Origin of the sequence: Lacticaseibacillus paracasei subsp. paracasei (assembly GCF_000829035.1) — a bacterium.
Taxonomy (GTDB): Bacteria; Bacillota; Bacilli; order Lactobacillales; family Lactobacillaceae; genus Lacticaseibacillus; species Lacticaseibacillus paracasei.
Genome location: NZ_AP012541.1, coordinates 1 through 13737 on the forward strand (window position 1 = coordinate 1; position 13737 = coordinate 13737).

The 13737-nt window shown below is 46.5% G+C and carries 12 protein-coding genes; 10 read left to right on the forward strand and 2 right to left on the reverse strand.

Annotated features, from left to right (window positions below; all coding sequences use genetic code 11):
* The 6 genes from dnaA (at position 1) to gyrA (ending at position 9461) form a co-directional block, all read left to right on the forward strand.
* The gene (dnaA, locus tag LBPC_RS00005; protein WP_003568444.1) at positions 1-1350 is read left to right on the forward strand and encodes a chromosomal replication initiator protein DnaA; all 1350 of its coding nucleotides are present in this window, start codon (positions 1-3) and stop codon (positions 1348-1350) included.
* A gap of 172 nt (positions 1351-1522) precedes the next feature.
* Positions 1523-2662: a DNA polymerase III subunit beta gene (gene dnaN / locus LBPC_RS00010; protein ID WP_003568447.1), complete on the forward strand. Its 1140-nt coding sequence runs from the start codon at positions 1523-1525 to the stop codon at positions 2660-2662.
* A 577-nt stretch (positions 2663-3239) separates the two neighbouring features.
* Positions 3240-3452, forward strand: coding sequence for a S4 domain-containing protein YaaA (gene yaaA / locus LBPC_RS00015; protein ID WP_003568449.1), 213 nt, complete (start codon positions 3240-3242; stop codon positions 3450-3452).
* Positions 3449-4564, forward strand: coding sequence for a DNA replication/repair protein RecF (recF, locus tag LBPC_RS00020; protein ID WP_003662310.1), 1116 nt, complete (start codon positions 3449-3451; stop codon positions 4562-4564). The genes yaaA and recF overlap by 4 nt, the downstream gene beginning before the upstream one ends.
* Before the next feature lie 252 nt (positions 4565-4816).
* Complete coding sequence (gene gyrB, locus LBPC_RS00025) at positions 4817-6778, forward strand: DNA topoisomerase (ATP-hydrolyzing) subunit B (protein WP_003662308.1); 1962 nt, start codon at positions 4817-4819, stop codon at positions 6776-6778.
* Positions 6779-6839: 61 nt separating this feature from the next.
* The gene (gene gyrA / locus LBPC_RS00030; RefSeq protein ID WP_003662307.1) at positions 6840-9461 is read left to right on the forward strand and encodes a DNA gyrase subunit A; all 2622 of its coding nucleotides are present in this window, start codon (positions 6840-6842) and stop codon (positions 9459-9461) included.
* Positions 9462-9565: 104 nt separating this feature from the next.
* Here the strand turns inward: gyrA and deoC are convergent, their stop codons facing one another.
* Positions 9566-10270 carry a deoxyribose-phosphate aldolase gene (gene deoC, locus LBPC_RS00035; protein ID WP_003568456.1) on the reverse strand — a complete coding sequence of 235 codons (705 nt, stop codon included), beginning with the start codon at positions 10268-10270 and terminating at the stop codon, positions 9566-9568.
* A 182-nt stretch (positions 10271-10452) separates the two neighbouring features.
* Here deoC and ssb (LBPC_RS00040) point away from each other — a divergent pair, with 182 nt between their 5' ends.
* The 4 genes from ssb (LBPC_RS00040) to rpsR all read left to right on the forward strand — a co-directional run bounded on the left by ssb (LBPC_RS00040) (position 10453) and on the right by rpsR (position 12258).
* Positions 10453-10884 carry a single-stranded DNA-binding protein gene (ssb, locus tag LBPC_RS00040; RefSeq protein ID WP_003662305.1) on the forward strand — a complete coding sequence of 144 codons (432 nt, stop codon included), beginning with the start codon at positions 10453-10455 and terminating at the stop codon, positions 10882-10884.
* Positions 10885-11011: 127 nt separating this feature from the next.
* Entirely contained in the window at positions 11012-11308 is a 297-nt protein-coding gene (gene rpsF, locus LBPC_RS00045) for a 30S ribosomal protein S6 (RefSeq protein WP_003568460.1), read from the forward strand.
* A gap of 30 nt (positions 11309-11338) precedes the next feature.
* Complete coding sequence (gene ssb, locus LBPC_RS00050) at positions 11339-11935, forward strand: single-stranded DNA-binding protein (RefSeq protein ID WP_003662304.1); 597 nt, start codon at positions 11339-11341, stop codon at positions 11933-11935.
* Positions 11936-12021: 86 nt separating this feature from the next.
* Positions 12022-12258, forward strand: a complete 237-nt coding sequence (gene rpsR, locus LBPC_RS00055; RefSeq protein ID WP_003568467.1) for a 30S ribosomal protein S18 — start codon at positions 12022-12024, stop codon at positions 12256-12258.
* 446 nt (positions 12259-12704) lie between these two features.
* Here the strand turns inward: rpsR and LBPC_RS00060 are convergent, their stop codons facing one another.
* On the reverse strand, positions 12705-13625 hold the full coding sequence (locus LBPC_RS00060; RefSeq protein ID WP_003574021.1) for an IS30 family transposase: 921 nt from the start codon (positions 13623-13625) through the stop codon (positions 12705-12707).
* Between the last annotated feature and the right edge of the window lie 112 nt (positions 13626-13737).

Sequence of the window (13737 nt, forward strand, 5' to 3'; positions counted from 1 at the left end):
ATGCCCAATTTAGAGGAACTTTGGGCTTACCTGAATGATAAATTCCGTGAAGAATTGACCCCGGTCGGTTACAGCACATGGATCCAGACAGCAAAACCCGTCAAATTAACCAAAGATAAACTCGAAATTGAAGTCCCAGCTTCTTTACACAAAGCTTATTGGGAAAAGAATCTCGTGACCAAGGTAGTCGAAGGCGTTTACGAATTCGCGCAACTTGAAGTTGATCCCGTCATTATGACCAAGGATGAGTTGCAACCAGCTCCGGCTACAGATCAACGTCCTGCGGTTGAAGAAGACGATCAAAATCTGACTTTTAAGGCAAAAACCCATTTAAATCCGAAATATACGTTTGACCGCTTCGTGATTGGTAAGGGAAACCAAATGGCCCACGCGGCTGCTTTGGCGGTTGCTGAAGCCCCTGGGACAACATACAACCCTCTGTTTATTTATGGTGGCGTTGGTCTTGGCAAAACCCACTTAATGCAAGCGATTGGTAATTTGGTGCTAGGTAATAATCCAGCAGCCAACATAAAATACGTCACCAGTGAGAATTTTGCTAATGACTTCATTAACTCGATTCAAACCAAACAACAGGAACAATTTCGGCAAGAATACCGAAATGTGGATCTGCTGTTGGTAGATGATATTCAGTTTTTTGGTGACAAAGAGGCCACACAGGAAGAATTTTTTCATACCTTCAATACGCTGTATGAAAATATGAAGCAAATTGTTTTGACCAGTGATCGCCTGCCTAACGAAATCCCCAAACTTCAAGAACGGTTGGTTTCGCGGTTTAATAAGGGCTTGTCTGTCGATGTCACACCGCCAGATCTGGAAACACGAATCGCTATTTTGCGGAATAAAGCCGATGCTGAAGATCTCAGCATTCCAGATGACACCTTGTCTTACATTGCTGGTCAAATTGAAAGTAACGTACGTGATCTCGAAGGTGCGTTAGTACGCGTTCAAGCCTTTTCAACCATGAAAAACGAAGATATCACGACCAGCTTAGCCGCGGATGCCTTGAAAGCCCTGAAACTTGATGACCGCAGCGGACAATTGACCATTCCGCAAATCCTGAATGCTGTCGCGAAATATTTTCAGCTGACGGTTCAGGATCTTAAAGGAAAGAAACGCGTCAAACAGATTGTCATTCCGCGCCAAATCGCGATGTATCTAGCGCGCGAAATGACCGATAACAGTTTACCGAAAATAGGTCAGGAAATCGGCGGCAAGGATCATACAACCGTCATCCATGCCCACGAAAAAATTATGGCTTCAATGACAACTGATGAGAATTTAAAAGCTCAAGTGATCGAATTGCGGAATATCTTGAAAAACCGCGGGTAATGCACATGTGGATAACCTTCAAAAACAAACCATTTTATCCGTCGCACTTATCCACAAGTGCATAACTTTCTCAGTTGTTGTTTCTCAAAGTTTTCCACAGTTTGAACACGCCCTATTACTATTACTTCAAAAGCTTTATATTATATATATAAAAGACGTTCAGGAGGCTCTTATGAAATTTACGATCACCCGATCCACATTCTTAAAAACCTTGAATGATGTTTCTCGGGCCATTTCAACCAAAACAACCATTCCGATTCTGACTGGATTGAAAATTGTGCTCAACGATAGCGGCTTAATCCTCACTGGTAGTGATGCCGATATTTCAATCGAATCACGGATCAACGCAACGGATGAAAATAATGATCTCCAAATCGGAAGCACTGGTGAAATCGTCTTGCCAGCCCGTTTCTTTAGCGAAATCGTTAAACGTTTGCCAGAAAGCACAATGACGCTTGAAGTTAAAGACAATTTCCAAACCGTCATCACGTCTGGGGCATCTGAATTTACCATTAATGGTTTGGATGCCAATAACTATCCGCGGTTGCCAGAAATTACAGCCGATGCAGCGTTGAGTGTTTCAGCTGATGTGTTACGTCAGTTGATTAACCAAACAGTTATTGCCGTTTCTAATCAGGAAAGTCGACCAATCTTGACAGGGGTTCATCTGACAATTACCGGCGATCAGTTGGTAGCTGTTGCGACTGATTCCCACCGCCTTGCGCAACGTAGCCTGACCTTACCAACAGCAAGTGCCTCGGATTATGACATCATTATTCCAGGGAAAAGTCTGACAGAACTTAGCCGCATGTTAAGCGATGACGTTGAAAAAATCGAAATTCGCATTGCGGAAAATCAAGTGCTGTTCGTGTTTGGGCAAACGGCCTTTTATTCACGCTTACTTGAAGGCAACTACCCTGACACAAGCCGACTTATTCCAACATCCAGCAATACGCAAGCGGAATTTGACGCACCAGCATTGCTGGCCTCCATTCAACGTGCCAGCTTGCTGAGTCACGAAAGTAGCAACAATGTAGTTCGGCTTGTCCTTAATATCGCTGATCAAAAAGCGACTATCTACGGTAATTCGCCAGATGTCGGGAATGTTGAAGAAGTACTTAGTTTCAACAAACTTAGCGGCGAGGATCTAGAAATCTCGTTCAACCCTGATTATATGAAGGATGCCTTGCAAGGATTTGGCCAAACGGCAATTGAAGTTGACTTCACCGCACCATTGCGACCATTCACTTTGGTTCCAACAGAAGACAAGGAACGGTTTATCCAACTCATCACGCCAGTTCGAACGTTCTAACTAAACATGACTTGAAAACGCCTTTACCGAAAAGATTCGGTGAGGCGTTTTTTTGACGAACTTATGCTTCATGAAATGAACTGATAATGTGCGCATCAAAATGCAAAGCAGCCACATGATCCGTTAGCCAACATCAGCTTTTTTGATGGCAGTGAGTCGTTTTATGGGTCTTTTTTCGTCCCACTTTAATCAAAGGTGATGATAACAGACTTTGATTGTTGGTTTGTTCACAAATAGATCAGTCATTTTTTCTGTAAACCTAGGTCAAACAGATGACTTTCATAAAGTTTCACGATCAGTCGAATATTTCTATTTAGAATTCCTAATGACAAATAATCGAAAGTTGCGTTGAGAGCGGTCAAAATCGATAGAAATCAAAATTTAGCCGATTTTGGCCTTTCTGGGTCTTTTTAGTCTAGGGGGACGCACAACGTTCAGATTGCCTCAGAGCCGCTTTAATGCCGTTTTAGAATTGTGTTTTAAGTAGTATAAGGGTATAATTAATTCGTGTTCATTGACGACAAATCGCGGTTTAACGCGGTTTGTCTAGCACTTTTCGGAATGGAGGGCGACAGCAATGACAACAATCGAAATCACGACCCCTTTTTTGACCTTGGGCCAGTTTCTGAAAGAGGCGGGATTGATCGATAGTGGCGGTGCGGCCAAGTGGTATCTGGGTGAAAACTCAGTGACAGTCAACGGCGCAGCTGAGGAGCGACGTGGGCGCAAGCTGTATCCAGATGATCAAGTCAGCGTGGCCGGCCAAACATACGTGATCGTGAGCGCATGAAACTGGATCACTTGGTGCTGAAAAATTATCGCAATTATGCTGCTGTTGATACAACATTTTCACCAGAAATCAATGTTTTGATTGGGGCAAACGCTCAAGGCAAGACGAATCTGCTTGAATCAATCTATGTTTTGGCATTGGCTCGCAGTCATCGAACCAACAATGATAAGGAACTGATTCGCTTTGGTAGCGAGTTTGCACGGGTTTCCGGGCAAGTTTCGCGACAAAGCGGTTCCCATCAGTTGGAGTTGATTATCAGTCATCAAGGCAAGCGTGCCCGGATTGATCGCATCGAACAACCGAAGCTTTCCCAGTATTTAGGGCATTTTAATGTCATCTTGTTTGCACCTGAGGATTTAGCCATTGTCAAGGGCAGTCCGGCTGGGCGGCGTCGCTTCATCGACATGGAGTTTGGCCAGATGAGTCCCAAGTACCTTTATAATCTGAGCCAATATAAAACGTTTTTGAAGCAGCGCAATGCGTATTTGAAGCAGCTTAAGTATCATCAGGCCAAGGATCTGGTTTATCTGGATGTGTTGACTGACTCGCTTGCAGCTTTCGGGGCAGAGCTAATTACGGCGCGCGCTAAGTTGTTGGAGACGATGTCGGATTATGCTGCAACGATTCAGCAAGATATCACCAAGGGGCGGGAGTCATTACATTTTTCTTATCAAACACAGGTTGACCCCAGTCTTCGCGGTAACAGTGAGCAGGTTTACACTGCTTTGGGCGAGATGTTTGCCAAGCAGCAAGCGCGCGAAATCGAACAAGGAACCAGTTTAGTCGGTCCCCAGCGAGATGATGTGTTGTTCATCGTCAATGATAAGGATGTTGCCAATTTTGGCAGTCAAGGGCAACAACGCACCACAGCATTGGCTGTTAAGCTGGCAGAGATTGACCTTATGAAGGATCAAACCGGCGAATATCCAGTGCTATTACTGGACGATGTGTTGTCAGAATTAGATGCGGCTCGCCAAACCCATTTACTTAAGGCCATTCAAACCAAAGTCCAAACCTTTTTAACCACCACAAGTTTGGAAGGCATTCAAAAAGAAATCATCGCAACCCCTGCAGTCTTTAAAGTTGATGAGGGGACATTAGCAAGAGCGTGAACCAGCCCGGTTAGAAACCGGAGTGTAAGTGGGCCTGAACGTGATGACCGTACTTTGGTCATTGCGTTCAGGTTCCTTACACGCAGGTTTCTGGGCTGGTGAACGCGTTTAAAGCAGAGCGTGAACAGGCACGTTTAGAAACCGGAACATAAGTGGGCTTGAACGTGATGGCCGGTTTTTGGCCATTGCGTTCAAGGTCCTTATGTGCAGGTTTCTGTGCCAGTGAACGCATTTTAACAAGGAGGATAACCAGTGACGGACAAGAAAGAAACGGCCGAAGAGAAGAAGGATGAACTGGCGGCTGAGTATGATGCCAGCCAGATTCAAGTACTTTCAGGACTTGAAGCGGTTCGGAAGCGTCCAGGGATGTATATTGGCTCGACAAGCAGCCAAGGCTTGCATCATTTGGTCTGGGAAATCATTGATAACGGGATTGATGAAGCGCTGGCTGGATTCGCAACACGGATTGAAGTTGAAGTTAACCCAGATAATAGTGTGACGGTAACAGATGACGGTCGCGGGATTCCAGTCGATATCCAGTCTAAAACCGGACGGCCAGCACTTGAAACGGTTTATACCGTTTTACATGCCGGTGGTAAATTCGGCGGCGGCGGCTACAAAGTTTCCGGTGGCCTACATGGTGTCGGGGCATCAGTCGTGAATGCGTTGTCGACTGATTTGGACGTCACGGTTACTCGTGGTGGCAAACGTTACTACATTGACTTTATTCGCGGCAAGGTGAACACGCCGATGAAAGTGATTGGCACGGCACCGGAGCACGAACATGGCACCAAGGTTCATTTTCTGCCTGATCCGGACATTTTTACCGAAATTAGAACATTCGATGATAAGATTCTGACCACCAGAATTCGCGAACTGGCTTTCTTGAACAAGGGTCTCAAGTTGACCTTTACCGACAAGCGCGCGGCAACGCACGAGAAGCTGGTATTCCATTATGAAGGCGGCCTCAAGTCTTACGTTGACTTTTTAACTGAGAAAAAAGAAAACCTGTTACAAGAACCGATTTATGTGGAAGGACAAGACAAAGGCATCACGGTGGAATTCGCGTTGCAATACACCAACGACTATCACAGCACCTTGTTGACGTTTGCCAACAACATCCATACGTATGAAGGCGGCACGCATGAGACCGGGTTTAAAACGGCGCTGACACGGGTCATTAATGATTACGCTCGCCGGTCTGGTGCGCTAAAAGACAGCGATGATCCGTTAAGCGGGGATGATGTTCGTGAGGGCTTGACGGCGGTTGTTTCCGTGAAGCATCCAGATCCGCAGTTTGAAGGGCAAACTAAAACCAAATTAGGGAACTCGGATGCCCGAACGGTGGTTGACCGTACCTTCTCTGACCACTTCAATAAGTTTCTCATGGAACACCCAGCTGATGGCAAGCTAATCATTGACAAAGCCATGCTGGCCAGCAAGGCACGTTTGGCGGCTAAGCGGGCGCGTGAAGTGACCCGGAAAAAGAGCGGGTTGGAAATTTCGAACCTGCCTGGTAAATTGGCCGACAACACCAGTAAGGACCCAGAGATCTCTGAATTATTTATCGTCGAAGGGGATTCCGCTGGTGGTTCTGCCAAATCAGGGCGTAGTCGCCTGACGCAGGCCATTTTGCCAATTCGTGGGAAAATTCTGAATGTCGAAAAGGCTTCAATGGAACGCATCTTGGCCAATGAAGAAATTCGAACCTTATTCACCGCGATGGGTACCGGTTTTGGGCAGGACTTTGATATCAATAAGGCTCGATATCACAAACTGATCATTATGACCGATGCCGATGTTGATGGTGCCCACATTCGGACTTTGTTGCTGACGTTGATTTATCGCTACATGCGGCCAGTGCTTGACGCTGGCTATGTCTACATCGCACAGCCGCCGTTGTATCGGTTACGCCAAGGCAAAATGACGCAATATATCGATTCCGATGAAGAATTGCAAGACATTCTAGGCCAGTTGCCTCCGAGTCCAAAGCCAGAGATTCAGCGTTACAAAGGGCTTGGGGAAATGGACGCCAACCAGCTATGGGAGACGACCATGGATCCGGATAATCGGCGCTTACTGCGGGTATCGCCAAAGGATGCCGAAGCTGCAGATGGCGTTTTTGAAATGTTGATGGGTGATCATGTTGAACCGCGGCGTAAATTTATTGAAGATAACGCTGTGTTTGTTGATCCGAACAACATTGATGCTTGATTGATCAGTTTAACTAAGTCAGCTTTTGCATGAGAATTTTTGAGAGGAGACTTTTCGCTTAATGGATGATCGCCAAGAAAGCCGAATTACCAATGTGAACCTCGGCGAAACAATGCGTAAATCATTCCTTGAATACGCGATGAGTGTCATTGTGGCGCGGGCCTTGCCTGATGTGCGCGATGGCCTCAAGCCGGTTCAACGGCGGATTCTGTACGGTATGAATGAACTCGGCGTGACGCCGGATAAACCGTACAAGAAGAGTGCGCGTATTGTTGGGGATGTCATGGGGAAATACCATCCGCATGGTGATAGCTCGATTTATGAAGGGCTCGTACGAATGGCACAGGACTTCAGCTATCGTTACATGCTGGTCGATGGCCACGGGAACTTTGGGTCTGTCGATGGTGACGGTGCCGCTGCGATGCGGTATACCGAAGCTCGCATGAGCAAAATAGCAGTCGAGATGCTGCGTGACATCAACAAAGATACGATTGATTTTCAGGATAACTATGATGGCACGGAAAAAGAACCGGTTGTTTTACCGGCACGTTTTCCAAATCTGTTGGTCAATGGGGCGACTGGGATTGCGGTCGGTATGACGACCAATATTCCGCCGCATAATCTGTCAGAGACTATCTCGGCGCTGCACGTGTTGATGGATAATCCAGATGCCACGACAGCTGACCTAATGCAGGCACTGCCAGGACCTGATTTTCCAACCGGCGGCGTTGTGATGGGTAAGTCAGGCATTCGCCATGCTTATGAAACTGGCCGCGGCACGATTGTTTTGCGCGGGAAAGTTGATGTTCAGACGGAGAAGTCTGGCCGTGAACGGATCGTGATTACCGAGATTCCATATATGGTTAACAAAGCCAAAATGGTTGAACGGATCGCAGATTTGGTTCATGAAAAGAAAATCGATGGGATCGTAACCTTGCGGGATGAATCTGACCGTGACGGGATGCGGATCGTCATTGATGTGCGCCGTGATGCTAGTGCATCAGTTATTTTGAATAACTTGTACAAGCTCACGCCACTACAAACCGGCTTTTCATTCAACATGGTGGCAATCGTTAATGGTGCGCCAAAAGTGTTGAGCTTGAAACAGATCCTGCAATATTATCTGGATCATCAAGAAAACGTCATTCGTCGGCGGACGCAATTTGACCTGCGTAAGGCCAAGGCTCGTGAGCATATCCTCGAAGGATTACGGATTGCGCTTGATCATATTGATGAAATCATCACGATTATCCGTAGTTCTGAAACTGGCGACAAGGCAAAAGTCATCTTGATGGACAAGTTTAAGTTGTCTGACAAGCAGAGCCAAGCAATCTTGGATATGCGGCTGGTTCGGTTGACCGGTTTGGAACGCGAGAAGGTTGAAAGCGAATATAAGGATGTTGAAGCAGCGATTGCTGATTATACTGATATTCTTGCTAGACCAGAACGTGTTCATCAGATCATCTACAACGAATTGCTGGATATTCAGAAGAAGTTCGGCGATAAGCGCCGTACTGAATTACTGGTCGGTGAAGTGCTCAGTCTTGAAGATGAAGATCTGATCGAGCAAGAAGACGTGGTCATCACGTTGAGTCATAACGGCTACGTCAAGCGATTGGCAACCAGTGAATTCAAGGCACAAAATCGCGGGGGTCGCGGTATTCAGGGGATGAACGTCCATGATGACGATTTCGTTGAACGCCTGATTTCGACTTCCACGCATGATGTCCTGCTCTTCTTCACCAACAAAGGTAAAGTTTATCGCAGCAAGGGTTACGAAATTCCTGAGTACGGTCGAACCGCAAAAGGGATTCCAATTATCAACTTGCTTGGTGTCGGTGCCGGTGAAAAGATTCAAACGGTTATCAACGTGCATGAAGGCGAAAATGATGATCGTTATCTCTTCTTCGTCACGCAAAAAGGCGTTGTTAAGCGCACACCGGTGAAGGAATTCGCCAATATTCGCAGCAACGGACTGATTGCGTTGAATCTCAAGGATGAAGACGAACTGAATAATGTCATCCTAACGTCCGGACAAGACAATATCCTGATCGGGACGCATCTGGGTTACAGTGTGACCTTCAAGGAACAAGACGTTCGCTCAATGGGACGTTCAGCGACTGGGGTTCGAGGTATTCGTTTACGTGAACACGATTACGTAGTGGGTTCCGACATTCTCAAACCCGATTCCGAAGTCTTTGTCATTTCAGAAAAAGGTTACGGTAAACGGACGGCAGCGAAGGAATATCCGATTAAAGGTCGTGGCGGTAAAGGGATCAAGACAGCCAACATCACCGCCAAGAATGGTCCGTTGGCAGGGGTCACCACCGTTGATGGTACCGAAGATATTCTTGTTATGACTGATTCTGGTGTCATGATTCGCTTCAATATTCAAAGTGTTTCGCAAACTGGCCGAGCAACGTTAGGGGTTCGTTTAATTCGAGTTGACGACGATGCCAAGGTTGCAACGATGGCCAAGGTTGAACCGGAAAGCGACGATCCAGACGATGGCAGCAAGCCAGATCAGCCAACTAGCCCGACAGACGGTTCTGCTGAACCAACCTCGCAGCAGCCAGCTGATGGTTCGTATGCTGGCGATGCCGATCAGCAAGTGAGCCAATTGCTTGATCGCGCTGAAGCTGATCAACCAGAGCAACATGATACTGGCGACCAGCCTGAATAATCTAATAATGCTAGCATCAATTGAGCTGATTCACGCTCAATAAAAATACCGGTCGAAATGGCAATTTGCCACTTCGACCGGTATTTGTTTGCGTACAGATAACCTCAAATCGTGAAGGTTGATTGGTTGCCCATGCGCGCCTTAAGTTCATGGATGATCTTAACGCCGCTGCTGGTACCGATGCGAGTAGCACCAGCTTTAATCATTGCCAAAAAGGTATCAACATCTCTGATACCGCCAGCCGCTTTGACTTGCACTTGATCGCCGACTGTTTCTTTCATCAAAGCCACATTTTCGACAGTGGCACCGGCTGGGCCAAAGCCCGTTGAAGTCTTAATAAAATCAGGACCGACGTCCTTAGCAATAGTTGCCATTTTGATGATTTCCGGCTTGGTAAGATAGGCGGTTTCAAAAATGACTTTGCACGGTACATTGACCGCATGACAGACAGCAACGATTTGACGCATTTCATTTTCAAGATAACTGTATTGCTGTTCCTTAAGCGCCGTGATATTGATCACGTAGTCAATTTCGTTGGCACCGTTTTGTAAGGCGTCTTTGGTTTCAAAAACTTTGGCCGCGATGCTCGTTTGGCCTAAGGGGAAAGCAATTGCGGCGCCAACATCAATGTCGGTACCTGCTAGTTGTTTCGCACAAAAAGCCGATTGGACTTGGTTAATCGCCACCATTTTAAAATGATATTGTTTGGCCTCGTTGCAAAGCTGGCGCAAATCTGCGTGAGTTGCATCTGCATGTAAGTTTGTGTGATCAATCATGCGACTGAATTGATCTAAAGTATAAGCTGTCATGATTTTTCCTCCAAAGTTGAATTCGTTTACATTTAGCATACCACTTTTTGCGTAATGTATATCTGACAGCGATAAATAGTACGGTGTTGTGCAAGCAACCATGCAGAAGAAAGGTCATTGCGGTCAAGGTCCTTATGTGCAGGTTGCTGCACCAGTGAACGCGTTTAGAGGAGGAGAAGCGAATGTTGAATAGTGTGAGTCTAACAGGGCGGTTGACCAAGGAACCTGAAGTTTTCCGAACGGCTAACGAGCTTGATATCGTCCGATTTACGTTGGCGGTGAATCGCGTTTTCAAGAATAAAACGGGACAGCGCGAGACTGATTTTATTGAGTGTGTCATTTTTGGCAAACGCGCCTTAACTTTTGCGGGATCAACTACCAAAGGGTCATTGTTGGGTATTTCAGGGCGGCTGAGTAATAATCATTTTGAAAATAAGCAAGGTGAGCAAGTGTGGCGGACCGCTGTCGTCGTTGATAATTTTGCTTGGTTGGAGTCGCGAGCCACGACGGAAAGCCGCCGGGCAGGGACCTTGCAGGCGACAGGAACAGACGACGTCATGCCAGTAGAGGAAGGCACCCTGCCACAGGTCGCAACCGACGATCTGCCATTTTAGTGGTGGTATTCGCCGCGGATCTATGCTACAATTTTAACTCGTGAGTATCCGGCTATTCTATAGCCTTAGTACTCTCCTTGCTCCGGCAAATGACCGGGGCCTAAAGTCCATAAGGAGGTGAATCGTCATGGCTGAAACCAAATATGAAGTCACTTATATCATCCGTCCAGATTTGGACGATGCTGCAAAGACTGAATTGGTTGAACGTTTTGACAATATTTTGAAGGAAAATGGTGCCAACATCATTGATTCCAAGGATTGGCAAAAGCGTAAGCTCGCATATGAGATCAACAAGTACAACGAAGGTCTCTATCATATCGTGAACTTGTCCGCAGAAGATGACAAAGCGATCAATGAATTTGATCGTCTTGGCAAGATCAACAACGATATTCTGCGTCACATGATCGTGAAGCGAGAAGACTAATCGTAACTTTTTTGAAAGGGGCGCTACGGCATGCTTAACAGTGTTGCATTGACAGGTCGATTAACCAGAGACGTTGATTTGCGTTACACGCAAAGTGGCACGGCTGTCGGTTCTTTCACGCTGGCCGTTGACCGCCAGTTCCGCAGTGCAAACGGCGAACGTGAAACTGACTTCATCAATTGTGTGATCTGGCGTAAGTCTGCAGAGAACTTTGCAAACTTCACCAAAAAGGGATCCATGGTTGGAGTTGAAGGCCATATCCAAACGCGTACGTATGATAACGCGCAAGGACAAAAGGTCTACGTGACCGAAGTCGTCGTTGAAAACTTTGCGTTGCTGGAATCCCGGGCAACGACTCAACAGCGGCCGTCCGAACCGGCAAATCCAGCTGGCCAAGGTAATCAGAACTATGGCGGCGGGCAGCAGTTTGGCAATAACCAACCGCAGAATCCGCCAAGTTTTGGTTCACAAGGCGCCCCGAACAATGCATCATCACCGAATCCGGGTCAAAATCCGGCAGCAAGTCAGAACCAAGGAGGCAACTCCGCGGCTAACCCTGCTAATCCCGATCCGTTTGCTAATAATGGCAAGCCGATCGACATTTCCGATGATGATTTGCCATTCTAAGGTGTGACTCAAAGTCGCACTAACCGCGGTAATCCCTTCAGGCGAAGGGTTATCTAAGTGGAATCTTTGATAAGGGAGGAATTCTCATGGCACAACAACGCCGTGGTGGCCGTCGTCGTCGTAAAGTCGACTTCATCGCCGCAAACCACATCGAATATATCGATTATAAAGACACGAACTTGTTGGATCGGTTCATCTCAGAACGTGGCAAGATTTTGCCGCGTCGGGTAACCGGCACCAGCGCTAAGAACCAACGTAAGCTGACGATCGCAATCAAGCGAGCTCGGATTATGGGTCTTCTGCCATTTGTTTCAGAAGATTAATTGGTATTCAAAAGGACGTTCCTGCTTAACTGGCGGGAGCGTCTTTTTTTGTGTGAGCGTGAATTGGCGCGGGTAGTAACCGGAGCGTAAGCGGCCTAAGTCGTGATGACCGGTCTTGGGTCATTGCGACTTAGGTCTTTACGTGCAGGATACTGCGCCAATTCGCGCGTTATGATGAATTTTGACGCCTTTAATTGTTATTTTCGATCCTGTCACAAAGAAGAGAAGTGTATGAGACCAATCGGTAAAACAGCAAGCCCTTTTCTCGAAATAAATTGAATACTGGCTAAAAACATTTTCTATCATGAAGCAGACCAATGTATGACGATTGCAATATTTATCACAAGCTTATTGTTATATAAAATAACGAGATAGTTCTACAATAGCGGTGATCAGGAATACAGGGAAAAATGACATTATTGGTTACCTAGATTGCAATAATAAAGTTACCACCTAGAAAGAGGCTTGCTCACTGCTTGAACTGGGGTTTGCCAACGGAGACATTTTCTAGGTTTGTTATTGATAAGCGCTGTGGCTTGTTGAATATCGGTCTCTGAAACCTGATCAAACTGTGTTCCCTTCGGGAAATAGTAGCGAAGTTCTCGATTGAACCGTTCATTTGTGCCCCGTTCATTCGGGTGATAGGCGTGGCAAAAGTAAACCGGTATCCGATAGCGCTTTGTAAGCGCCTGATCGCAGGAAAACTCTTTACCGTGATCAACCGTCACTGATCGAACCGGACCCGGAAAGTCCACCATCAGTCTTGCAAATCCCTTGAGAACAGCATTTTGTGATAAGTTTTCAAGCTTAGTTGTCGCCATTAAACGTGTCACCCGATCGACAATGGTCAAAACAGCAGCCTTTGACCCGCGACCACCGCGAACTGTATCCATCTCTAAATGTCCTTTTTCGGTTCGCCGATTAGCTGACTCACTGCGAATCTCAATTGAGGTGCCTACTGCTTGGTTATAGCGCGACCGAAGGTCTTGTCTTCTTTTATGACGTTTACCGTGATCAAAGAGTTGGCTTGGCTGAAAATCGACTTGTCTTTGATAAATCCAGTGGTAAATCGTGTGTGGCGCACAGTGAACGGCATAACCGACCATTTCAGGGGACCAACCTAGGTTTAGCTTCTCAGTTACCATCCGCTTCAACTTAGGCGTTAAAATCGAGTGCCGACCACAACGATGCCGACAAGTATCGGCATGATCCTGAGCTATAATGGCGCAGTAATCACCTTCAGGGCAACGGTGAAGCTCATGCCTAATAGAAATACGAGAGCGGCCTAAGGTCGCGGCGATGTATTGAATCGTGTGGTGTTGCATCAGTTCTATCTGAGATCGTTCAATTAAGGTTATAATGGCCATGGGACCTGTCCTTCTCTCTAGATGGTATGTTATGCAAACACCATTTTAGCAAGAACGGACAGGTCTTTTTTCACATTTTCTGGGTGGTAACTTTAATTATGCAATCTAGGGT